This is a genomic window from Pseudonocardia aurantiaca, from assembly GCF_039526725.1.
GTDB classification, from domain to species: Bacteria; Actinomycetota; Actinomycetes; order Mycobacteriales; family Pseudonocardiaceae; genus Pseudonocardia; species Pseudonocardia aurantiaca.
In genome coordinates this window covers 149,515-170,756 of record NZ_BAAAJG010000012.1, presented here as the reverse complement: position 1 = coordinate 170,756, position 21,242 = coordinate 149,515, and the positions used below count along the sequence as shown (strand labels likewise).

The following is a 21,242-nucleotide window of genomic DNA, read 5'->3' as shown; positions in this document are numbered from 1 at the left end:
CCATGACCAGCATGTGGGGTGCGCCCCTGCGCGACCGCTGGGGCCGGGCCCTGCGTCGGGACCCACACCAGGCCCGGTTCCTGACGATGGCCTCGCTGCGCTGGGTGCTACGCAACCGCGCCTACACGCCCTGGTACCTCGTGCGGTACTGGCGGCTGCTGCGCTTCCGGCTCGCCAACCCGCACGTCGTGCTGCGCGGCATGGTCTTCCTCGGCAAGCGGGTGGAGTTGCACGCGCGACCGGGCTACGGCCGCCTGGAGATCGGGCGCTGGGTGCACATCGGCGACGGCAACTCGATCCGCTGCCACGAGGGGTCGCTGCGCATCGGCGACAAGGTCGTGATGGGCAAGGACAACACCGTCAACTGCTACCTCGACGTCGAGATCGGCGGCTCGACGCTCATCGCCGACTGGGTGTACGTCACCGACTTCGACCACCGCACGAGCGACGTGCACATGCCGATCAAGGACCAGGGCATCGTCAAGACGCCCGTGCGCATCGGCCCGGACTGCTGGATCGGGGTCAAGGTCTCCGTGCTGCGCGGCACGCGGGTCGGGAGGGGCTCGGTGCTCGGCGCGCACGCCGTGGTCCGCGGCGACATCCCGGAGTACTCGATCGCGGTGGGCGCCCCGGCGCGGGTGGTGCGGGACCGGCTTGCCGATTACGACGCGGCCGCCGCGGAGCGGGCCGCGCTCGCCGACATCGCGCGCAAGACCGACGTGGCCGTGCGCCAGCGGCTCGATGAGGCGCGGAGCTCCTAGGACTACTGCCGACTCAGGTCGGGCTGTCGTAGTAGGCCGACGTGATGATGAGCTCGTCGGTGACCCACCGTGTGGCGTTGGCGGGGTAGGGCGCCGGCAGTCCGAGGACGATGTGGCGGAAGCCGGCGTCGATCGCTTCGCCGATCGCGTCCCGGGTGATGCTGGGCTGGTCGTAGGAGACCTGCAGGTGGATCGAGCGGGTGATCGAGGCGGGGTCCCGACCGATCTCCGTGCAGTAGCGGTCCAGCAGTGCGCTGCGGCGGACGACGTCGTCGATGTCGCCGCCGGGGATGTTCCACAGGTCGGCGTGCTCGGCGGCCACGCGCAGCGTCGCGGCCGAGCGCCCACCGATCAGGATCGGCGGATGGGGGCCCTGGATCACGCAAAGTGCGCCAGAGCCATTTTCTCGTGGCCGCTGTCAGTCGGCGGGACCGGCGCAGCCGGCCCGAGCGCCGCCAGAGGCAGCGCGCTTGATTCGATCAGGCCAGATTCGGCAGACACACGCTGTCGAGGTCTGCGACTGACTGATCAGCGACGGTCGGGACCGGACCTCACGCAGGTCGCACCGCGCTTCTGTCGCCGGTCATCTGCGGTCCATGCTTCAGGCGGTGGAGGCCTCTTCCCGTACCAACGCGGCGATTCGCACGTCGCGGGTGCGTTCGAGATGTGCCCGCAGCAGTGCCCGGGCCCGGTCCTGGTCTCCGGCGGAGATCGCCTCGAGCACTTCGGTGTGCTCGTCGTCGGACGACTCGAGGTTAGGGTTGCGAGACATGTCGACGCCGTCATAGAGCGCAAGCTGCAGGGCCAGCCGCTCGAGAATTTCGGTGATCGTCGGGTTGTGGGAGGCCTGTCGGAGCATGGCGTGCCAGCGGCCGTGCAGCTTCCGGATCTGCATGGGGTCCTCGGTCTGCTGCGCTTCTTCGTGCACGTGCCGGAGGCGGGCGAGGTCGAGCGCGGAGCGATGTGCTGCGGCGGAGGCCGCGGCCTCGGCCTCGAGGGCGATGCGGGCCTGGTAGATCTCGACGACCTCTGGAGCCGTCAAGGTCCGGACTTGTGGCCCGCGCGGCGTGCGGACGACCAGCCCGTCGCACTCCAGGCGCAGGATCGCCTCGCGAACAGGGGCTCGGCCGACTCCTAGCCGGGAGGCGAGTGCGGTCTCTAGCAACGTCGTCCCGGGCGGGAGCGCAGCGCCGACGATCTCGTCCCGCAGCACCAGGTACTGCGACTCTCCGGTGTTCACCTGCGTGGGCGCGGCCACTGCTCCCCCTTCTCCAGCCGGATGCATCGTGGTCCGGGTCCGACGTGCTCATCCTATGGCACGTGTCCGCACTCCTAGTCGCTGAGACACTCGCGTGTTCGCGTGGAGACACATGTTGACACACGGTTGCGCCGGTGCGCCTCCGGCGCTTACTGTCGTTCGGGACCGGGTGAACGACGACGGGTGAGGAGGGATCGTGGGCGTACGGCACATTTCTCAGCGCAGCGTTCTGTCCCGGCCCCGCGACACTCGCGGGGACCGCGGGTGCCGTAGCTGTCGTCCCGGTCCGCATTGCGGCTGACTTCCGCCGCCCCGCCCCGTCCCGCCCCGTGAATCGGGACATCCCCACGTTCGACCCCATGTTCGACGCCGTTCGCCACCGGGCCACGCCCCGGGCTCCGGCGCTTCTTCAAGTCCGCTGCGGCGGCCCCGTCTGTGGCCTGATCGGCCACATCCCTAGAGAGGTACCTCGATGAGGGCTGACGTCGTGCTGCGCCGAGGGCTCGTGGTGGCCGCGCTGACCCCGTTCGTGCGGGACACCGTGCGGGTCGACAAGGGCCGGTTCGGCTTCCAGCTCCGCGCATTGGGTGCGGCCGCTCCAGTCGCGGTGACGGTCGGCGCAGTCGAGAGTCAGGAGTTTCAGGTGCTGGGCCGGGCGGCGCGGTTGGCACTGGTAGACGCGGCCCGGGAAACGTTGCCGATGGATGTCCCGGTGATCGCCGGAGTGTCCAGCGCCTCGCTGCGCGAATCGATCGCCCTGGCGACGGAGATCTCCCGGCGGGGCGCCTCGGTCGCCGTTGCTGTGGCGAGCCCGAAGCCCTGGGGCGCGCCACCAACGCCGGACGAGGCGTGCAGATGGTTCTCGACACTGGCTGATGCCAGCCCGGTTCCCGTGTTGCTCTATAACAACCCGCGCCTCGGGGTGGATCTCTCGGTCGACACGATGGCCCGGATCTGCAGCCACCCCAACGTCGTCGCCCTGAAGGAGACCTCCCGCGACGTGGGGAAGCTGCTCGGCCTGGTCAATCGCATCCAGGGCGCGGCGCACGTCTACACGAATATGGAGTTGCTGTTCAGCACGCTCACCCTCGGTGGCAGCGGTGCGATGCTGCCGACCCCCGGACTTCCGATCGCCTCGCGGCTTTTCGCGCACGTCGAGGCCGGCGAGCTCGACGAGGCGGCGCGGCTGGCCCTGTTCTTCGCCGAGTTCCCCGGCCGGTGGACCGGCCTGGGCTTCTTGCCCGCCGTCAAGGCCGCCGCGGCCCTCATGGGTTGCGAGCTCGGCGACCCCGTCTGGCCCTGGTCCGGGCTCGACGATGCCTGTCTGGACGAGCTGCGCGGGTTCCTCGCCAAGTGGGAGCTCCTCAACCACTTCACCGACACCCCCGCTGACACCATGAAGGAGACGGCCCAATGAGCCTGGTCGACCTGTCCCACCAGATCTGGCCCGGGATGCCGAAAATCCCGATCCTGCCCGAGGTCGAGCGGCACCAGATCACCTCGATCGCCGACGGCGCCCCCATGGACATCAGCGCGATCACTCTCGCCCTGCACGTCGGCACGCACGTCGACGCACCCTCGCATGTCGTTGCGGGCGGGAAATCGATTGACCAGATCCCAGTCGAGCGGTTCGAAGGGACCGCCGTGGTGGCCGAGGTCGACCGCAAGCCGGGCGAGGAGATCACCGTCGACGACGTGCTCGCCGGCGGCCCTGCACCGCAGCGCGGCGAGTTTCTGCTGATCGCCACCGGGTGGAGCGAGAAGTTCACCAGCCCCGACTATGCGGACCATCCGAGCCTGTCTCCCGAGCTCGCCGCCTGGGCCGTGCAGCGGGGCATCCCGTTCGTCGGCGTCGACATGATCACACCGGACCTGCCCGTACACCGCCGCGGCAAGGGCTTCGACTTTCCGGTGCACCGCACGCTGCTGGGCGCGGAGGTCCTGATCGCCGAGAACCTCACCAACCTCGACGGGCTCGGCGGCCGCCGAGTGCGGCTGCGTGCGTTCCCGCTCGCGATCCTCGGCGGCGACGCCGGCCCTGCCCGCATCCTCGCTGAGATCTGAACAGCCGACCCGACCACCGAGCGAAAGCCGCCTCCATGCCGACCCCACCCCGGCCCCTCGACCGCGTCCCCTCGCCACTCGACGACCCGGAGAGCCCGCTCTCCCGGGCCGCGCGCCAGCCGCTGATGCTCGGGCTGTTTCTACCCCTGCAGACCGGCGCGTTCTCCCAGTCGACCCTGCCCCGGGACACGCGGTGGGACTTCGAGTACAACCGCCACCTCACCCAGCTGGCCGAGGCGGCCGGCTTCGAGTTCGTGTTCGGCCTGCAGCAATGGGTCGGCAAAGGCGGTTTTGGCGGCGAACAGCACTACCGGGAGAACTTCCTCGACCCGTTCATCTCGACAGTCGCGCTGTCAACCACGACGTCGTCGATCCTGTCGATCTCCACCGTGCACGTGCTCTACGGCAACTGGCACCCGCTGCACCTGGCCCGCTTCGCCGCGACCGCCGATCACATCGCCGGCGGCCGCTACGGACTCAACATCGTCACCGGCTACGCGACCGGCGAACCCCCGATGTTCGGCATGGACCGGATCGACCATGACCGCCGTTACGACATGGCCGACGAGTTCACCTCGATCATGGAGGACCTCTGGGCCGGTCGGGAGAACCTCACCTACGACGGCGAGTTCTATTCCCTCCGCGACGCCTACGTCTCGCCCCGCCCTCGCTACGGGCGACCGATCCTGGTGGCGGCCAGCGGCTCCCCGGCCGGATACGCCTTCGCCGGGCAGCACGCCGACATCGTGTTCACCTCCAGCCCCGCCGGCGCGGACTTCGACGGCGCCATCGATGCCCTGCCCGCGCACGTCGCCGTAATCAAGGCAGCGGCGCGAGCCCAGGGCCGCGACGTCAAGATCATCATCTTCCCGCTGGTCATCTGCCGGGACACCGACAAGGAAGCCCTCGCCTACCGCGACGAGATCGTCGCCCACGCCGACCACGCCTCGCTGGCCAACTACCACGCCCGGCACACCACCGGAGACAGCCAGGCCTGGCCGCAGCACGTACTGGCGGACCGGGCTCTGGGCGGGCACCTGCAGATCGTCGGCAGCCCGGAGCGGATCGCCGAAAGCTTGGACCGGCTGCACGCCGCCGGGTTCGACGGCGTGCAGCTCGGCTTCTACGACTACGAACCGGAGCTCGCGTACTTCTCCGAGGCAGTGCTGCCACTACTCAAGACCCGCGGACTGAGGGACTGACACCTGCCATGAACGAGCGGATGATCCTGACCGCCACCGTCATGGGGCTGGGCATGCACCACGGCGCATGGCGGCTGCGCGACGGCGACCCGTTCGACTACGCCGACCCCGACTACTACGCGCAGATCGCGACCACCGGGGAGGCCGGCGCGCTGCACGCGATCTTCCTCGCCGACACCCTCGACGTCAGTGAGGAGCGCTTCGCCCGGCCCAACCTGGGCGCGCTCGATCCAGCCGTCGTGCTCGCCGTCATGGCCGCACACACCGACCGGATCGGCCTGGTAGGAACGTCCTCGACGACCTTCAACGAGCCGTTCAACCTTGCCCGGCGGTTCGCCAGCCTCGACGCGATGAGCCGCGGCCGCGCCGGTTGGAACGCCGTCACGACGTTCGTGCCCGCCGTCGCCGGGAACTTCGGCGGTACCCCGCTCCCCCCACACGAGGAGCGCTACGCCCGCGCCGAAGAGTTCCTCGACGTCGTCATAGATCTTTGGGAGAGCTGGGAACCCGACGCCACGGTCGGCGACAAGGCGAGCGGCGTGTTCGTCGACCCGGCACGCGTCCACGTCCTAGACCACCGCGGCCCGCACTTCGCCGTCCGCGGCCCCTCGACGCTGCCGCGCTCCCGACAGGGCCGCCCGGTGATCTTCCAGGCCGGCGCATCCGAAGGTGGCCGCGAGCTCGCCGCCCGCTACGCCGACGTCGTGTTCACCGCGCAGAACACCCTCGGAGCGGCCACGGCCTTCCGCGCGGACATCCGCCGCCGCGCCACCGCCCACGGCCGCTCCCCCGACGAGATCAAGGTGCTGCCCGGTCTTCTCCCCGTCGTCGGCAGCACGACCGCAGAGGCACGAGCGCGCAAGGAGGCGCTCGACGAGCTGCGCGGGATCGGGCCGGAGCTGGAGAAACTCGCCATGCGCGTCGGGGTGCCGGTCACCGAGCTGCGTCTCGACGAGCCACTGCCGGTCGAGCTGATCCGGACCAACGGCGCCTTCCGCGGCTCGCACGGCTTCCGCGATGCCGCCGTCGAGCTCGCCACCCGCGAGGGACTGACCGTCCGCGAGCTGCTGTACGCCAACGGCGGCGGCCACTTACAGGTGGTCGGCACCCCCGAGGAGATCGCCGACACCGCCGAAGCTTGGTTCACCGCCGGGGGCGCGGACGGCTTCAACCTCATGATCGACGCCTTCCCCACCGGCCTGGACAGTGTCGTCGACCACGTCCTGCCGCTGCTGCGCAAGCGATGTCTGTTCCAGCACGACTACGCGGGCGCCACCCTGCGGGTCAACCTCGGCCTCCCACCCCACCCCTCACAGCCCTGGAAGTGACATGCCCCCCAGCTCCGACGTCGATTTCCAGGTGGCCGGCGCCGTCGCCCGGATCACCCTGAACCGCCCCGACCACGCCAACACCCTCACCTACGCCGCGATGCGCGCGTTCATCGACGCGCTCGAGGAGGCCCACGCCTCGGCCGCGCCCGTCCTCCTGCTGACCGGCGCCGGTCCCGACCTGACCCTGGGCCGGGACAAGGGCGAGCGCGTCGCCGGGGTGAGCCGCGCGGACAACCTGCGGCTCATCCTGCGCGCCAACGACCTGCTCAGCTCCTTTCCGGGGATCAGCGTGACCGCGGTGCGCGGCCGCGCCCTCGGTTTCGGCACCGGCCTCGCCCTGCACAGCGACCTCGCCATCGCCGCGGACACCGCGGTCCTCGGGTTCGACGAGCTGGCCGCAGGCCTGCCGCCACTGGTGGTGCTGACCTACCTGTACCGGCACGTTCCGCCGAAGGTCGCCGACGACCTCGTCCTCACCGGCCGCCGGCTCGGCGCCGCCGAAGCGCTCTCGCTCGGTCTGATCAGCAGGGTCGTCGCCGAGGCGGATCTCGACGCGGTCACCCGACGGACCGTCGACGAGCTCGCCGGCCGCGACCCGTCGGCGTTGCGGCTGCTCAAGGAGTTCGCGCGCGAGGCCAAGTCGCCCGACGCCACGCGGCCGGCCAAGGACTTCGGCGAGTACGCGGTGGAGCGGCTCGTCGCCTGGATCGAGACGGACAAGCGGCCATGAGCCCCACCGACGCGCTCTCTACCGAGGACGACGCAACCGACACCAGAACGGGCCTTCCCCATACCGTCAAGACCCGTACGGCGAAGGTCCGCCGCGCGAACTTCGCTTCCGCGTGGCTCGGCTGGATGCTCGACGGGTTCGAGACCTACTCGATCGTCCTGGTCGGCGGCCTGGTCGTCACCGACCTGGTCGGGCAGGGTGCCTCGCCGCTCTACTTCGGCACGATCCTCGCCGTCCAGCTGATCGCCTGGGCCGTCGGCGGGCTCGCATCCGGCGTGCTCATCGACTATTTCGGCCGCCGCCGCGTGCTGATGGTCTCGATCCTCACCTACGCCATCGCCACCGGCCTGGCCGCCCTGTCACCGAACTTCGCGATCTTCCTGGTGCTGCGGATCATCGCCGGACTCGGGATGGGCGCCGAGTGGGGGCCCGGCAGCGCGCTCATCGCCGAGACCTGGTCCGACCACACCCGCGGCCGCGGCGTTGCCCTGCTGCAGTGCGCGTTCGGCGTCGGCTTCCTCGTCGCGACCGGGGTGTTCTGGATGCTCGGACCGACCGAGCCCGGCACCTGGCGCTGGATGTTGGCCATCGGCGGGCTGCCCGCACTGATCGTGCTGTTCGTACGTCGCCGCGTCGGCGAGTCGCCGATGTGGCAGGACGCCGACAAGCGACGGCGCGCCGCGATCGCGCGAGCCCGTAGCGGCGAGACACTCGAGGCTCAGGAACGCGCGCTCACGACCTTCACCCTTCGCCGGCTGTTCAGCGATCCCACCAGCCGAAGCCGGATGCTGAAGCTTCTCGCACTGTCCGCCGCCAGCCTCGTCGGCTGGTGGGCGGTGTCGACCTGGGTACCTGTCTACGCAGGCGCCGCGGTCAAGGCGGCGGGTGCCGCACCGACGACGACCACACTCATCGTCGTCGCCTACAACGTGGGCGGAGTCGTGGGCTGGCTGGTCTGGGGTGTCCTCGCGGACACGCTCGGGCGCCGCTGGGCCCTGTTCTCCTACTTCGCAGGGGCGCTGGTCCTGACCTGGGTGCTCTTCGGCATCCACTACTCCTCGCTCGGCGTGCTCACTCTCGTCATCGCGATCAACGGATTCTTCACGCTCGGTCAGATGGGCTGGATGGCCACCTATCCGGGCGAGCTGTTCCCCACGCACCTGCGGGGTAGCGCGATCACCGTCGTGTTCAACGTCAGCCGAGTGTTCGCCGCGGCCGGGGCGTTGCTGGCCGGGTCGATCGTCGGCGGCCTCGGCGGGATCGCCACCGCCGCCCTGGCCATCGGGTCGATCTACGTCCTCGGCCTGGTGTTCGCTCTGATCGCCGGACCCGAGACGAAGGGCCGCCCGCTCCCCGACTGACAGCCTTAACCAGAGTGTCTACGTGTTGCCGACCGGTCCATCAGGCGCCGCTTGAAGGAGTGGGGAAAGCTGGGCGCGCCGCACGCAGACGAGGCGAAATGACGCCAGCTCACGTCCCCGGTTACGCGATCGCAGGCAGCGGAGTGGCCGGAGGATTCCTCGGCGCCGCGATCCTGGGCGCATGCAAGGGGATCCTCGCGGTGCCGGCGCTGCTCGCCATCAGCCAGACCGGCGCTGCTCGCCATCAGCCAGATCTTCCCCGCCGGTATCCGCGTGACGGCGGGCGGGCTGTCCTACAACATCTCGGCCTCGGCGCTCGGCGGAACGGCGCCCTTCGTCGCGGTCTGGCTCAACGGCACCTCGGACACCTCGCTGCTGTTCTCCTCGTACCTCATCTTCTACGCAAGTCCTGACCCTGATCATCACGCTCATCTGCGCGAAAGGCTGGATCGCCGAGTCGGCCGCCCACTCCGGAGACATCGCGACCGGTGCCGTCACCGACGGCCCACTTGCGGTGGTGGACCCGGCACTCGGAATCGCCCAGCCCGCCAGCGGGCCGACCCACACCGGCCGGGGCGCAGCTGAACCTGGATCCACCGTAGAAGATTCCTGTGACAGCGGGTCGTGACGCACGAATGCTCAGGGAGCCACTACAGCCGGACTCAGATCGGGCTGTCGTAGTAGGCCGACGTGATGATGAGCTCGTCGGTGACCCACCGTGTGACGTCGGCGGGGTAGGGCGCCGGCAGTCCGAGGACGATGTGGCGGAAGCCGGCGTCGATCGCTTCGCCGATCGCGTCCCGGGTGATGCTGGGCTGGTCGTAGGAGACCTGCAGGTGGATCGAGCGGGTGATCGAGGCGGGGTCCCGACCGATCTCCGTGCAGTAGCGGTCCAGCAGTGCGCTGCGGCGGACGACGTCGTCGATGTCGCCGCCGGGGATGTTCCACAGGTCGGCGTGCTCGGCGGCCACGCGCAGCGTCGCGGCCGAGCGGCCACCGATCAGGATCGGCGGATGGGGGCCCTGGACGGGTTTGGGGTTGCCGAACGCTCCGGTGAGCTGGACGTAGGTGCCGTGGAAGTCGAACGGTTCGGCCTCGGTCCACAACCGCCGGATCACCGTGCACGCTTCCGCGAGGCTCCCCACCGCGTGGGCGGTGTCGTGGAAGGGCAGGCCGTGTGCTTCGTACTCGTGCCGGGCCAGCGGGTGGCTGGGTCGTGAGCCGACGCCGATACCGAAGTCGAGCCGTCCGCCGGAGACGATGTCGACGGTCGCGGCGATCTTGGCCAGCATGGCGGGCGGCCGGAAGCGGTTGCTGGTCACGAGCAGCCCGAGGCGCAGTCGGCGGGTCTGTGCGGCGAGGGCGGAGAGCAGTGTCCAGCCTTCGTAGGCCGGTCCGCTCGGGTCGCCGAAGATCGGCATGAGGTGATCGAACAGCCATGCGTGCTCGATCTCCGGGATCGTGTCCGCCTCGCGCCAGACCTGCAGGACGTCGTGGTAGTCGACCTGTGACGGGGCGGTCATGATCCCGAAGCGAGGCCGGGGGGTGTGCGGCATCGGGGCCGTTGGTCCTTTCGACATCGGCAGCGCCGGAGTGGGGTGCATCAGCGGCGCCGCAGTGATGGGTCGAGCAAGGCGGGAGGGGTGTCGTTCTTCTCGTGTGCGGCCAGGTCGACACCGGGAGCGACGATGGAATCGATCGCATCGAGCACGTCGGGGGAGAGCACGGTGTCAGCGGCGGCGACCTGGGAGTTCAAGTGGTCCAGCGTTCGGGGGCCGATGATCGCGCTGGTCACGGCGGGATGCGCGGTCACGAATCCGAGCGCGAGCTGGATCATGGTCAGACCGGCCTCGGCGGCGACTTTGGCCAGCTGCTCGACTGCGTCGAGCCTGGCCCGGTTGGAGGGGATGGCGGCGTCGAAGAGTTGCGGCATGAACGTTGAGCGGTTGGTGGTGATTTCCTGGCCCTCGCGGATCGCGCCCGACAGCCAGCCCGAGGCCAACGGGCTCCACACCAGCACACCAAGCCCGTACTGCTCAGTCACGGGCAGCACGTGGGTCTCGATCCCGCGCTGCAGGATCGAGTAGCTGGGCTGTTCGGTGACGTAACGGCTCAGGTGATACTCGCTGGCGGCCCACTGGGCTTGCACGAGGCGGTATGCGGGGAAAGTCGAGGAGCCGAAGTAACGGATCTTTCCCGCGCGCTGCAGGTCGGTCAGAGCCGACAGCGTCTCCTCGTCGCTGGTGCTCGGGTCCCACCGGTGGATCTGGTAGAGATCAACGTGGTCGACACCGAGACGGCGCAGGCTGTTGTCCAACTCGGTGACCAACCAGCGGCGCGAACTGCTCTGATGGTTGCGCTCGTCGCCCATGGGCATGCTCGCCTTCGTGGCCAGCACGATGTCGTCGCGGCGTCCGGCGATGGCTTTGCCGACCATCTCTTCCGACTCGCCACCGCTGTACATGTCGGCGGTGTCGATGAGGTTGATCCCGGCCTCGAGGGCGGCGTCGACGATAGCGGTGGCCTCGTCCTGGGTGGTGCGCCCGATCTTGCCGAAGTTCATCGCGCCGAGCGCGAGGGAGCTGACCTGCACACCGGTGCGGCCCAAGGTGCGGTACTGCATGACTGTTTTCCTCCATCGCGGGTGAAGCGTGGTGGCATTGCGTGGTTTGGTGTCGGGCCTCTGCTCTGGCATCATGAGCAAACGGAACCTTGCTCCGGTAACGGTACGGAACGTTGTTCCGTTTGGCAAATCTCGGTAGCGGAGGGAGCGGCGCGGTGAACGACAGCGACGAGGGCGCAGGGCACGCAGCCCGGTCCAAGCGGGCGGACGCCCGGCGTAACGAGGAGACTCTGCTCGGCGCGGCCGCCGCGGTCTTCGTCACGTCAGGCGTGGAAGCGCCGGTACGCGACATCGCGGCCAAGGCCGGCGTCGGGATGGGCACGATCTACCGCCACTTCCCGACTCGAGCGGATCTCATCATCGCCGTCTACCGGCACCAGGTCGAGGCCTGCGCCGAGGCCGGTCCAGCCCTGCTGGCGACCAGCGCAACTCCTCACGCTGCACTAGGGCGATGGATCAACCTCTTCGTTGATTTCCTGGTCACCAAGCACGGACTCGCTGCCGTGCTGCAGTCCGACAACGCCGGCTTCGACACGCTGCACGCCTACTTCCTCGACCGCCTCGTGCCCGTGTGCACCCAGCTGCTCGACGCTGCAGCCGGTTCGGGCGAGATTCGCTCCGACCTGAAGGCCTACGAGCTCATGCGCGGCGTCGGGAACCTCTGCATAGGCGCGGACAGCGACCCCCGCTACGACGCGCGGCGACTGGTCGAGCTCCTCATCGCAGGACTACGCCGACCGTGCTAGCCCGGTCTCCTTAGGGGCGCTGCAACGCCTGCGGACCCGTGTTGATCTCCGTCGGAGAGGCGGCGACATGATCCGCCCCGCCCCGTGGGAACCCGCGTCTTCGCTGGTCGAGGCCGGTTCGCGGGGATCAACTCACCGGTCGGGGAGATGAACGGCGGCCGAATCGATGTGAGCTGCGCCAAGATCGGAAACAAGGCCAGAACCTTGCACGTTGTATACACACGGAAGCAAGGCAAGGTCACAGGCGAGGAAGAGCTGCCCGATGAAGGATGACACGGTACGGCGCCTCGAGGCGCTCGATGAGGAGTACATGTCCGCGGCCGACGCGGCCGGGGACGTGCGCGACGACCTGTTCGACGATCTCTTCGCGGACCGTTCCGCGCTGGAGACACTGCACGGCGACGCTGCCTGACGAGGGTCAGCGCCCGAAGACGTTGCCGGTCGGGATCTTGGGCCGGCCCAGTTCGATCGGCCCGCCGGCCGCGGCTGCCGTGTACACGGATGCGGCGTACACCGCGGCCGTGCTGACGGCCACCTCCGACCAGCTGAAGTCGTTCGCCAGCCGCGCCGTCGCCGCGGCCGCGCGGGCCCGCGCCGCCACGGGATCGGCCAGCACCGTACCCACCGCCTCCGCCAGCCCGGCCACGTCGCCAGGGGCGAACGACAGGCCGGTCTCGCCGTCCAGCACTACTTCGCTCAGCCCGCCCGCCGTCGACGCCACGAGAGGCGCCCCCGCCGCGGCGGCCTCCAACGCGACGATCCCGAACGGTTCGTAGCGGCTGGGCAGCACCACTGCGGCCACCGCCATCAGCAGCGCGGCGAGCTCCGCGTCGGGCAGGTGCCCCAGGAAGCGCACGCTGCGCCGCACGCGGTGCGTGCGCGCGGTCTCCACGAGCATGTCGGTTGCGGTGCCCGTGCCCGCCACGAGCAGCCGCGTGCCCGGATTGGCGCGCCGGATCCGCGGCATCGCAGCGATCAGGTCCTGCACCCCCTTCTCGTACTCCAGGCGCCCGAAGTAGAGCAGCAGCGGCTCCCCGCGCGGGGCGTACCGGCGACTGGCGGCCTCCACCATGCCCGGCGCGGCCCGCCAGCCACGGGGTGCGATGCCGTTGCGCAGCACCGCGATCGGGCCGGGGTCGAGGTCGAACAGCTCGGCCACCTCGTCCCGCATGGCGGCCGAGCAGGTGATCACCGTGTCGGCGCGGCGGGCGAGCCACCACTCGGTGGAGTGCACCTGCCGGCTCAGGGGTGAGGACAGCCAGCCCGAGTACCGTCCGGCCTCCGTGGCGTGGATCGTCGCAACGAGCGGCACCTCCAGCACATCGGCGAGCGCGATGGCCGGGTGCGCCACGAGCCAGTCGTGGGCGTGAACGACGTCGGGCCGCCATCCCGGGCAGAGCCGGGTGAGCGCGGCGCGCAGCAGCCCGTGGCCCATCGCGAGCGTCCAGGCCACCATGTCCCGCTCGAACTCCAGGTGCGCCGGGTCCTCCGCCACCCGCAGCACGCGGACGCCGTCGAGCACCTCCTCGACGCTCGGGTGCGTGGCGGCGTCGGTGCCTGTGGGCTGCCGGGAGAGCACCACGACCTCGTGCCCGGCCGCGACCAGCTCCGTCGCGAGCGAGTGCACGTGCCGGCCGAGGCCGCCGACCATCACCGGCGGGTACTCCCACGAGACCATCAGCACACGCACGGAGCGAACCTACCGGTGGGTAATGCGCGGGCTCCCGAGCAGCCTCGCGTCGACGTGCCCGAAGACGGAGTCCATCGCGCCCCAGCCTGCGACGAGGTGGGCCGCCGGGCGCTCCTGGCCGGCCGCCAGCAGTCCCGCGAGCTCCTCCACCCGCTCGGCGTGGCCGTGTGCGCGGTCGCGGGCGTACCCGGCGGCGGAGTCCTTGCTGACCATGAACGCCCAGTCGCTCGACAGGGCGAGCAGCGCCTGCTGGGCCAGTGCGTCCCGGACCGGGTCGCGGGTGGCGCCGGCCGGCCGGCCGGTCGCGTCGAGCAGTGCCTTCTGCACCCCCTCGTTCAGCGCGACCAGGTCGGTCACCTGGTCGCCCGCCCACACCCGCCAGTCCTTGCCCGACCCCCACGACGACGGCGGCACCTCCACCGGCTCGCCCACCAGCCCGGCGTCGACCGCGCCGCGCAGCGTCGTGACGTGCACTCCTGCCGCCGGGAGCGCCCGCAGCACGGCCTCCAGCCACGCGGGCCCTTCATGCCACCAGTGCCCGAACAGCTCCGTGTCGAACGCCGCCACGGTGAGTCCCGGCCGGCCCAGCCGCTCCCGCACCTCCAGCAGCCGTTCCCGGACGACCGACACGAAGTCCGCGGCGTCCCGGGCTACGGCCGCCGCCGCGCGATCCGGGTCGTAGGGGCGCTTGTGCTCGGGTTCGACGCCCCGGCCCGTCACCCGCGCGGGCTTGAGCCCCGAGGGGTGGTCGAACGTGTGGAAGTCGCGGTAGTCGCGCCCTCCCGGGTAGCCGGAGCGGGGCGACCAGACCCGGTAGGTGACGTCGAGGTCGCGGCCGAAAGCCAGCACGTCCGACGTGCCGACCGGGCGGGCGAGGGCGGTGTCGCCGTGCAGCGCCGGGCCGTCCACCAGGAACCGCCGGACGCCCGCCGCGGCGTACTCGTGCTCCATGCCGGGGCCGTATCCGCACTCCGGCGCCCAGATCCCGGCGGGCCGCGCGCCGAGCCGGATCGCCGTGTCCACGAGCCCGGTCTCCAGCGCGAACGTGCGCACCTCGGGCAGCAGCAGCGGGGCAAAGGGGTGCGTCGCCGGGCCCCCGAGCAGCTCGATCGCGCCGGCGTCGGCCAGGCCGCGCAGCAGCGGCGACGCGCCGTGGCGCCAGTCGCGCTCGAACACCTGCAGCGCCCCCGTGGCGAGCCTGTGCTCCCGCGCGGCCAGGGCAGGCAGCCGGGGCGCGGCTCCGTGCGCCCGCAGCAGCCAGCCGCCGAGCCAGTCGTGCACCCCGCGCAGGCTGTGCGGGTCGTCGAGCTGGGCCGCGAGCACCGGCGTGACCCCGAGCGTCAGGAGGTCGCGCCTGCCCTCCGCGGCCAGCCGCCGCACGACGTCGAGCACGGGCAGGTACGCGTGCGCCCACGCCTGGTAGAGCCACTCCTCGCCGACCGGCCAGCGCCCGTGGTGCGCGAGCCACGGCAGGTGGCTGTGCAGCACGAGGCAGAACGCACCCACTCGGCCCATCGCGGTGACGGTACCGGGGCTCATCCGCGGCGGACGGCGAGCACCACCAGGTCCAGGCTCGCGTCCAGGTCCTCACCGTGCAGCTCGAAGTCGGCACTCGTCACCGTCTTCACGTCGTGCAGGAGCGGCTCCGGCCAGACCCCGCCGGTGAGCGCCACCTCGACCTGGGCGTCGACAACCGAGCCGCCGTGGGCCGCGTCCAGCTCGCGCAGCCGGGGGCCGTGGTGCAGCCCGAGCACCTCGACGCAGGCGAATCCCCCGTCGGTGACCAGCTCGGCCAGCTCGGCCGCGGCCAGCTCGCGGGTGTGGAACGGGTTGAGCGGGGTGTCCCGCCCGGGGGAGAAGGTGAGCCGGTTCGGCGTCGAGATCAACAGTGCCCCACCCGGCCGCAGCACCCGGCGGCACTCGCGCAGGAACCGCTCCTGCTCCCACAGGTGCTCGATCACCTGTAACGACACCACCGCGTCGCAGCCGTCGTCGCGCACCGGGAGCGCCACCAGGTTGGCCCTCGCCACGCCGACCCGGGGGTAGCGGCGGGCGACGTGCGCGGCCGTGACGGGGTCGTAGTCCAGGGCGAGGACGGCCGCGGCGACGCCGGCGAGCAGGTCGGCGCCGTATCCCTCGCCGCACCCGGCCTCCAGCACCACGGCCCCGGCGCACCGGTCCCGCAGCGCGGCGTAGACCGCCTCGTGGCGGCGGAACCAGTAGTTCTCCTCGGCGACGCCCGGCACCGTGCGCTCGCCCGTGAGGGGAAGAATGCTGCCTTGACCTGCTCGTACTGTGGTGGTCATCGCCGTGCGCCGCCACTCTCCTTCTCGAGCCCGGCGGAGGACCGCATGGATGAGTTGCGGGATCTGGCCGAGTAGTGGGATCTCACGCTGGGCACCGTCTCACAAGAGCTGGCCAACAAGCCCACCGGAGATGAAGGCGTCCGTACGGGGCCCGGAGTCGATGAGCGCGAGCGCGGGCGCCGGCGGCTTGGACAAATGTTCCGGTCAGCCGGCCCGCATAGCATGTGGCGATGCGGTCCACCGTGGACGAACGTGACGATGCGGCTGCGTGGGACGTCGCACGCCCGGCGCGGCCCAGCCGGGTGGCCGGCGAACCGTGGCTGGCGGTTGACGACATCGCATGGACCAGCCACGGAACGCCCGCCCCAGACCCACGCCGCTAGTGTCGCGGACCTGAGCAGCAGGGCCCAAGATCTCAATTTCGCTCGACATTTGACATCGCGGCGCCGTGGGCGGCAACGATGTCGAACGACATTGTGATGTTTCGATCTTCACAGACGCAGGATGGGCCGAATGAGTGACTAGTTCGACGGGTCGGCGGGTCCGCCTCGACGCTTGGGCGCACTGAATTCGGCGCGCGCCAGCACGCCCCCCGATCGGAGCCCACCATGACCACGCCCGAACAGAACAAACAGCTCGTACTTGACGCGTTCGACACGCTGTTCAACCGGCGCGACTACGCGCGCGCCGAAACCTACTGGTCGCCGCACTACATCCAGCACAGCGCGCACATCCCACCTGGTCGGGACGGACTGTTCGACCTGGTCAGGGCCCTGCCCGACACGTTGCGCCACGAAACTGAGCTGATCATGGCCGAGGGCGACATGGTCATGCTCCGGGGCCGCTTCTCCGGGCACGACCAGCCGGCACCGTGGATCGTGGTGGACACCGTGCGGGTGCGCGACGGCGTGCTCGCCGAGCACTGGGACGTCATCGAAGACGAGGTGTCCCGCGAGGCGTCGGCGAGCGGGCTGCCTATGTTCGGCGACACCTTCCCCGAAGACCGCCAGGAATCCATCTGACGATGCCGCGGACGAACTCTCCCGCGTCACGGAGCAACCCGATGGAGATCTCCTGCCAGTTCGCCACCTCGTTACGCTCACCCGAGCACATCGCGGCGGCGGAAACGCTGGGCTATCGGCGCGCGTGGTTGTTCGACACCCCCGCGCAAAGCCCGGACGTCTGGGCGATGTTGGCCCTGGCCGCGGGGCGGACCCAGCGGATCGGTCTGGGCCCAGACGTACTCGTCCCGACCTTGCGCCACCCGATGGTCAACGCCTCCGGCGCGGCCATGCTGGCCGCGCTGGCGCCAGGCCGCGTCGCGGTCGCGTTCGGCACCGGGTTCAACGGCACACGTGCCATGGGCGCCCCTCCGGCCACCTGGTCATATTTGACCAGTTATGTGGCTGCGTCCCGGTGACCGGCCGGAGCTGACCGCGATCCTGCCCCGGCGCACCGCGCTGGTGCGTGCGTCCGGCGACCCGGCCTTCGCGGCCGCCGCCGAGGCGACGCTGCGGGAGATCGCGATGCGCCGCGACCACGGAGGCGAGTTCCAGTACACCGGCTACGCGCTCCGGCCGGTCACCACCGAACAGGAGAAGACGGCATGACCACCTGGGCCACCCGCCCGGAGAACGGGGCGAGCGACCGCGCGGCCATCCGCGACGTCACGCTCGCCGCGTTCCCCACACCGCTGGAAGCCGACCTGGTCGACGCGCTGCGCGCCGACCCGGCATGGCTGCCCGAGCTGTCCTGGCTCTCCGTCGCCCCGGAGGGCGCGGTGACGGGATTCTCGCTGCTCACCCGCTGCCACGTCGGCGGTGCCCCGGCTCTCGCGCTGGGCCCGTGCGCCGTCGCACCCGCACACCAGCGCGCGGGTGCGGGGTCCGCTGCCATCCGCGCCGGGCTGGACCGGGCGCGGGCGCTCGGCGAGAACCTCGTCGTGGTGCTCGGGCACGCGGAGTACTACCCGAGGTTCGGGTTCACCATGGCGTCGCCTCTCGGCATCTCGGCCGCGTTCGAGGTGCCGGACGAGAACCTGATGGCACTCGCGCTCGACCCGACCGCGCCGGTGCCCTCGGGCGAGATCCGGTACGCGGCGCCGTTCGGGGTGTGATCCGGGACGGCGGGCCGTGCGGACGGCACGGCCCGCCGTCGCGGGACCTGGACAGCCCGCACCCTGCCGGCCCGGAAACCGGCGACGGCAGTCCCTACGATCGCCCGATGACAGGTCGCAGCCCAGATGCGGTCGACTCCCCACTCGGTTCGGCGACCCGCTTCCTCGCTGAGATCGCCGCGTGGGTCGCCGCTCCGTGGGCGGCGAGCCGGGTGTCCGTCGTCCTCGCCGTGGTGGTGCTCGTGGTGCTGGTCGCGCTCCCGGCCACCTTCAACGTGCCGGGCGACAAGCACCGGGTCGGCGGCCGGGCGGTCAGCGGGCCCGTGCGCATCGGGATCGAGCTGTTTCTGTTCGCCGCCGCAGTGGTGGGCGCGTCCTTCGCCTGGCCGGAGTGGGCCGCGGTGGTCGTGCTCCTCGTCGTGCTCGTCGCGGCCGTCGCGAACCGGCGCCGCTGGCGCTGGCTGGTCGCGACCACCCGCGCCACGTGACGGTTCACGCGCCTGCCTGTGCGGCGTAGGCGTCGAGCTCGGCGAGGTAGCCCGCGCGGCGGTCGTCGGGGAGCCAGGCGACATCGAACGCGTTGCGCTCGAGCTGCACCAGCTCGGCCTGCGTGAGGTCGGCCGCCAAGGCGAGGGTGACGAGGTTCTCGGCCACGTACCCGCCGAAGTAGGCCGGGTCGTCGGAGTTGACGGTGACGCGGATGCCGTCGCGCAGGAGCGCAGCGATCACGGGGGCCTTCGTGTCGCCGGTGACGAACCTGTTGGAGATCGGGCAGCAGGTGAGGCCGAGGCCGCGCTGCCGGACGATCTCGACGAGCCGCGGGTTCTCCACCATATTCGTGCCATGGTCGAGCCGTTCGACGCCGATGTCCTCCAGCGCCTGGCGGATGTGCTCGGTGGTGTTCTGCTGGTCGATGTCGCAGTGCATGGTCAGCCGCAACCCCTCGGCACGGCCCCGGGAGAAGACCTCGGCGAACTTGGCGGGCGGGTTGCCGCGCTCGTCGGAGTCCAGCCCCAGGCCGAGGATCAGGTCCTTGTAGGGGAGGGCGGCCTCCAGCGTTGCCATCGCGCTGTCGGCCGGAAGGTCGCGGACGATGCACATGATCAAGGCGCCTGCGACGCCCAGCCCGCGCTCCGCGTCCTGCAGGGCCCGGTGGTAGCCGCGCACGACACTCTCGAAGGGCACCCCCCGGCCCACGTGCACCTGCGGGTCGAAGAACACCTCGGCGTACCGCACGTTCTGCGCCGCCGCCCTCGTGAGGTAGGCGTAGGCGAGGTCGTAGAAGTCCTGCTCGGTGACGAGGACGTCCATCGCCGGGTAGTAGACGGCGAGGAACGAGGCCAGCGAGTCGAACCGGTACGTCTCGCGCACCTGCTCGACGGTGGTCTGCCCGATGTCGATGCCGTTGCGGGCGGCGAGGGCGAGCTTGAGGTCCGGTTCGAGGGTGCCCTCGAGATGCAGGTGCAGCTCGCACTTCGGCAGCCCGGCGACGAAATCCGCGATATCCACCCGATCATCCTGCCCACGGACGAGGGTGTGACGAGCGCCGAGTTAGTTAATCAGTTCGATTTACGCTAGTCTGCCGGGTGGGTTGGGCGGTCCGCGTCCACCGCGGCGGTCCCGCCGACGAGGCATGGAGGTTCCACGTGGCGGGTGCGATCGCGCCGCACCGACGCGTCCGCACCCGCGACGCGCTACCCCGGGCTCGACGCGCTGCCGGCGCCAACGGCCGTGGTGCGCGGCGTGCTGCATCCTCTTCGCAGGGAGGCGCGGGCGCCGAGATGTTCCACGGGGGGTTCGGTGTGACGCCGCTGCTGGGCGTCCTCGTTTGGGAGGCTTCGTGAGGGCTTTGGGGCCGGCCGAGCAGACGACCGTCAGGCGCGGCACCAACCTCCCGCGCATGGGCGACTTCAACGAGTCCGTCGTGCTCGACGCGATCCGCCGCGCTCCCGACGGGGTGAGCCGGGTCGAGCTGGCCACGGCGACCGGGCTCTCCGCCCAGACCGTCTCGAACATCTGCCGCAGGCTCCTGGATCGCGGGCTCGTGCGGGAGACCGGCAAGAAGAGTGGCCGGGCCGGCAAACCCCGGATCGTCCTGCAGGTCGACCCGGGCGGCCGCTACGCGATCGGCGTGCATCTCGACCCGGCGGTCGTCACCTACGTGGTGCTCGACCTGCTCGGGCAGGTCGTGCATCGCATGCGCCGCCCGACGCCGAAGGTCGTCGACCAGGAGGAGACACTCGCCGAGATGGGCGCCGCCGTCACGGCGCTGATCGAGGAGTCCGGCATCGACCGCGGGCGGCTGCTCGGCCTCGGCATCGCCGTGCCCGGTCCGATCGACGTCACGTCCGGTTCGGTCGTGGATCCGCCGCAGCTGGACGGTTGGGGCACGGTGCCGCTGCGCGATCACCTGACCGCCGCGACCGGGCTCGCTGTGGTGATGGACAAGGACGTCATCGCGGCCGCGATCGCCGAGCGGTGGGCCGGGGTCGCCGCGAACTCCGGCAACTTCCTCTTCTTCTACCTCGGCACCGGGTCCGGGATGGGCATCGTCGTCGATGACGTGGTGCTGCGCGGCTCCTCCGGCAACGCGGGCGAGGTGGGCGGCCTCGACGCCAACTGCACGACACGGGCCCTCGTCGACGAGGCGATCGTGCGGGGCGTGCTCGGCACCGACCGCACCCCCGAGGGACCCCGGGACGCCGAGTCGGCACTGCGCGAGCTGGCGGCGCTTGCCGACGGCGGCGACGCCACGGCCGTCGGGATCATCGACGCCTGGGCGCAGAAGGTGGGCCTCGGCGTCTGCGCGGCGGCCACCCTCGTCGACTCCGAGATGATCGTGTTCGGGGGCCCGATCTGGCCCCACCTCGCCGACCGGTTCCTCGCCGTGATCACACCGATCGTCGCCGGCTCGCCCTTCGTGGAGAAGATGCACGAGACGGTGGTCGCGAGCACGGCTGTCGGCGACGACGTCGGGGCGATCGGGGCGGCGTGCCTGGTGCTGGACCAGGCGCTGTCGGCGCAGCCGCAGAGCCTCCTGCTGGCCTGAGCCGC

General features: G+C 70.8%; 22 protein-coding genes and 1 pseudogene. 15 read left to right on the top strand and 8 right to left on the bottom strand.

Features of this window, described 5'->3' with window-relative positions; translation table 11 throughout:
- The first annotated feature begins 2 nt into the window (after positions 1-2).
- Positions 3-761 (top strand): acyltransferase, encoded by a 759-nt coding sequence (locus tag ABD143_RS20630; protein WP_343980741.1) that lies wholly within the window; start codon positions 3-5, stop codon positions 759-761.
- Between the two features lie 13 nt (positions 762-774).
- On the opposite strand, the pseudogene ABD143_RS20625 reads toward ABD143_RS20630, so the two are convergent.
- Both ABD143_RS20625 and ABD143_RS20620 read right to left on the bottom strand, forming a co-directional pair.
- A pseudogene (locus ABD143_RS20625) lies at positions 775-1,140 on the bottom strand (LLM class flavin-dependent oxidoreductase); the annotation flags it as partial.
- 222 nt (positions 1,141-1,362) lie between these two features.
- A complete protein-coding gene (locus tag ABD143_RS20620; protein ID WP_343980738.1) occupies positions 1,363-2,019 on the bottom strand; it encodes a GntR family transcriptional regulator in 657 nt (218 codons plus the stop codon).
- A gap of 472 nt (positions 2,020-2,491) precedes the next feature.
- Between ABD143_RS20620 and ABD143_RS20615 the strand changes: the two genes are divergently transcribed.
- The 6 genes from ABD143_RS20615 to ABD143_RS20590 are packed head-to-tail and all read left to right on the top strand — an operon-like array spanning position 2,492 to position 8,707.
- On the top strand, positions 2,492-3,436 hold the full coding sequence (locus tag ABD143_RS20615; protein ID WP_343980735.1) for a dihydrodipicolinate synthase family protein: 945 nt from the start codon (positions 2,492-2,494) through the stop codon (positions 3,434-3,436).
- Positions 3,433-4,083, top strand: coding sequence for a cyclase family protein (locus ABD143_RS20610; protein ID WP_343980732.1), 651 nt, complete (start codon positions 3,433-3,435; stop codon positions 4,081-4,083). Before ABD143_RS20615 ends, ABD143_RS20610 begins: the two co-directional genes overlap by 4 nt.
- A gap of 35 nt (positions 4,084-4,118) precedes the next feature.
- Complete coding sequence (locus tag ABD143_RS20605) at positions 4,119-5,285, top strand: LLM class flavin-dependent oxidoreductase (RefSeq protein ID WP_343980730.1); 1,167 nt, start codon at positions 4,119-4,121, stop codon at positions 5,283-5,285.
- A gap of 8 nt (positions 5,286-5,293) precedes the next feature.
- Positions 5,294-6,613: an LLM class flavin-dependent oxidoreductase gene (locus tag ABD143_RS20600; RefSeq protein ID WP_343980727.1), complete on the top strand. Its 1,320-nt coding sequence runs from the start codon at positions 5,294-5,296 to the stop codon at positions 6,611-6,613.
- Position 6,614: 1 nt separating this feature from the next.
- On the top strand, positions 6,615-7,346 hold the full coding sequence (locus tag ABD143_RS20595) for an enoyl-CoA hydratase/isomerase family protein (protein WP_343980724.1): 732 nt from the start codon (positions 6,615-6,617) through the stop codon (positions 7,344-7,346).
- On the top strand, positions 7,343-8,707 hold the full coding sequence (locus tag ABD143_RS20590; protein WP_343980721.1) for an MFS transporter: 1,365 nt from the start codon (positions 7,343-7,345) through the stop codon (positions 8,705-8,707). The genes ABD143_RS20595 and ABD143_RS20590 overlap by 4 nt, the downstream gene beginning before the upstream one ends.
- 662 nt (positions 8,708-9,369) lie before the next feature.
- On the opposite strand, the gene ABD143_RS20585 is transcribed toward ABD143_RS20590, so the two are convergent.
- Together ABD143_RS20585 and ABD143_RS20580 are read right to left on the bottom strand one after the other, a co-directional pair.
- On the bottom strand, positions 9,370-10,230 hold the full coding sequence (locus ABD143_RS20585) for an LLM class flavin-dependent oxidoreductase (RefSeq protein WP_343980718.1): 861 nt from the start codon (positions 10,228-10,230) through the stop codon (positions 9,370-9,372).
- Between the two features lie 80 nt (positions 10,231-10,310).
- Entirely contained in the window at positions 10,311-11,330 is a 1,020-nt protein-coding gene (locus tag ABD143_RS20580; RefSeq protein ID WP_343980715.1) for an aldo/keto reductase, read from the bottom strand.
- 155 nt (positions 11,331-11,485) lie between these two features.
- Here ABD143_RS20580 and ABD143_RS20575 point away from each other — a divergent pair, with 155 nt between their 5' ends.
- Together ABD143_RS20575 and ABD143_RS20570 are read left to right on the top strand one after the other, a co-directional pair.
- On the top strand, positions 11,486-12,076 hold the full coding sequence (locus ABD143_RS20575) for a TetR/AcrR family transcriptional regulator (protein WP_343980713.1): 591 nt from the start codon (positions 11,486-11,488) through the stop codon (positions 12,074-12,076).
- Positions 12,077-12,338: 262 nt separating this feature from the next.
- Entirely contained in the window at positions 12,339-12,488 is a 150-nt protein-coding gene (locus tag ABD143_RS20570) for a hypothetical protein (protein ID WP_343980710.1), read from the top strand.
- Positions 12,489-12,494: 6 nt separating this feature from the next.
- On the opposite strand, the gene ABD143_RS20565 is transcribed toward ABD143_RS20570, so the two are convergent.
- The 3 genes from ABD143_RS20565 to ABD143_RS20555 are packed head-to-tail and all read right to left on the bottom strand — an operon-like array spanning position 12,495 to position 16,072.
- A complete protein-coding gene (locus ABD143_RS20565) occupies positions 12,495-13,766 on the bottom strand; it encodes a glycosyltransferase family 4 protein (protein WP_343980707.1) in 1,272 nt (423 codons plus the stop codon).
- Between the two features lie 9 nt (positions 13,767-13,775).
- Complete coding sequence (locus tag ABD143_RS20560) at positions 13,776-15,281, bottom strand: 1,4-alpha-glucan branching protein domain-containing protein (protein ID WP_343980704.1); 1,506 nt, start codon at positions 15,279-15,281, stop codon at positions 13,776-13,778.
- Positions 15,282-15,301: 20 nt separating this feature from the next.
- On the bottom strand, positions 15,302-16,072 hold the full coding sequence (locus ABD143_RS20555) for a class I SAM-dependent methyltransferase (protein ID WP_343980700.1): 771 nt from the start codon (positions 16,070-16,072) through the stop codon (positions 15,302-15,304).
- 608 nt (positions 16,073-16,680) lie between these two features.
- Between ABD143_RS20555 and ABD143_RS20550 the strand changes: the two genes are divergently transcribed.
- The 5 genes from ABD143_RS20550 (at position 16,681) to ABD143_RS20530 (ending at position 18,676) form a co-directional block, all read left to right on the top strand.
- Positions 16,681-17,094, top strand: coding sequence for a nuclear transport factor 2 family protein (locus tag ABD143_RS20550; RefSeq protein ID WP_343980697.1), 414 nt, complete (start codon positions 16,681-16,683; stop codon positions 17,092-17,094).
- Between the two features lie 41 nt (positions 17,095-17,135).
- Positions 17,136-17,492, top strand: coding sequence for an LLM class flavin-dependent oxidoreductase (locus ABD143_RS20545; protein WP_343980694.1), 357 nt, complete (start codon positions 17,136-17,138; stop codon positions 17,490-17,492).
- Positions 17,473-17,682, top strand: coding sequence for a hypothetical protein (locus ABD143_RS20540; RefSeq protein ID WP_343980691.1), 210 nt, complete (start codon positions 17,473-17,475; stop codon positions 17,680-17,682). Before ABD143_RS20545 ends, ABD143_RS20540 begins: the two co-directional genes overlap by 20 nt.
- Entirely contained in the window at positions 17,679-18,188 is a 510-nt protein-coding gene (locus ABD143_RS20535; RefSeq protein ID WP_343980688.1) for a GNAT family N-acetyltransferase, read from the top strand. Before ABD143_RS20540 ends, ABD143_RS20535 begins: the two co-directional genes overlap by 4 nt.
- Before the next feature lie 107 nt (positions 18,189-18,295).
- Positions 18,296-18,676, top strand: coding sequence for a DUF2568 domain-containing protein (locus ABD143_RS20530; RefSeq protein WP_343980685.1), 381 nt, complete (start codon positions 18,296-18,298; stop codon positions 18,674-18,676).
- Positions 18,677-18,680: 4 nt separating this feature from the next.
- Here the strand turns inward: ABD143_RS20530 and add are convergent, their stop codons facing one another.
- The gene (gene add / locus ABD143_RS20525; RefSeq protein WP_343980682.1) at positions 18,681-19,697 is read right to left on the bottom strand and encodes an adenosine deaminase; all 1,017 of its coding nucleotides are present in this window, start codon (positions 19,695-19,697) and stop codon (positions 18,681-18,683) included.
- 331 nt (positions 19,698-20,028) lie between these two features.
- Between add and ABD143_RS20520 the strand changes: the two genes are divergently transcribed.
- Positions 20,029-21,237, top strand: coding sequence for an ROK family transcriptional regulator (locus ABD143_RS20520; protein ID WP_343980679.1), 1,209 nt, complete (start codon positions 20,029-20,031; stop codon positions 21,235-21,237).
- Positions 21,238-21,242 lie beyond the last annotated feature (5 nt).

Coding starts and splice junctions, on each gene's coding strand:
- ABD143_RS20570 (WP_343980710.1), top strand. CDS start 12,339: ATGAAGGATGACACGGTACGGCGCCTCGAGGCGCTCGATGAGGAGTAC.
- ABD143_RS20540 (WP_343980691.1), top strand. CDS start 17,473: ATGTGGCTGCGTCCCGGTGACCGGCCGGAGCTGACCGCGATCCTGCCC.
- ABD143_RS20610 (WP_343980732.1), top strand. CDS start 3,433: ATGAGCCTGGTCGACCTGTCCCACCAGATCTGGCCCGGGATGCCGAAA.
- ABD143_RS20630 (WP_343980741.1), top strand. CDS start 3: ATGACCAGCATGTGGGGTGCGCCCCTGCGCGACCGCTGGGGCCGGGCC.
- ABD143_RS20535 (WP_343980688.1), top strand. CDS start 17,679: ATGACCACCTGGGCCACCCGCCCGGAGAACGGGGCGAGCGACCGCGCG.
- ABD143_RS20560 (WP_343980704.1), bottom strand. CDS start 15,281: ATGGGCCGAGTGGGTGCGTTCTGCCTCGTGCTGCACAGCCACCTGCCG.
- ABD143_RS20615 (WP_343980735.1), top strand. CDS start 2,492: ATGAGGGCTGACGTCGTGCTGCGCCGAGGGCTCGTGGTGGCCGCGCTG.
- ABD143_RS20550 (WP_343980697.1), top strand. CDS start 16,681: ATGACCACGCCCGAACAGAACAAACAGCTCGTACTTGACGCGTTCGAC.
- ABD143_RS20590 (WP_343980721.1), top strand. CDS start 7,343: ATGAGCCCCACCGACGCGCTCTCTACCGAGGACGACGCAACCGACACC.
- ABD143_RS20605 (WP_343980730.1), top strand. CDS start 4,119: ATGCCGACCCCACCCCGGCCCCTCGACCGCGTCCCCTCGCCACTCGAC.
- ABD143_RS20585 (WP_343980718.1), bottom strand. CDS start 10,230: ATGACCGCCCCGTCACAGGTCGACTACCACGACGTCCTGCAGGTCTGG.
- ABD143_RS20580 (WP_343980715.1), bottom strand. CDS start 11,330: ATGCAGTACCGCACCTTGGGCCGCACCGGTGTGCAGGTCAGCTCCCTC.
- ABD143_RS20595 (WP_343980724.1), top strand. CDS start 6,615: ATGCCCCCCAGCTCCGACGTCGATTTCCAGGTGGCCGGCGCCGTCGCC.
- ABD143_RS20530 (WP_343980685.1), top strand. CDS start 18,296: ATGACAGGTCGCAGCCCAGATGCGGTCGACTCCCCACTCGGTTCGGCG.
- ABD143_RS20555 (WP_343980700.1), bottom strand. CDS start 16,072: ATGACCACCACAGTACGAGCAGGTCAAGGCAGCATTCTTCCCCTCACG.
- ABD143_RS20600 (WP_343980727.1), top strand. CDS start 5,294: ATGAACGAGCGGATGATCCTGACCGCCACCGTCATGGGGCTGGGCATG.
- ABD143_RS20545 (WP_343980694.1), top strand. CDS start 17,136: ATGGAGATCTCCTGCCAGTTCGCCACCTCGTTACGCTCACCCGAGCAC.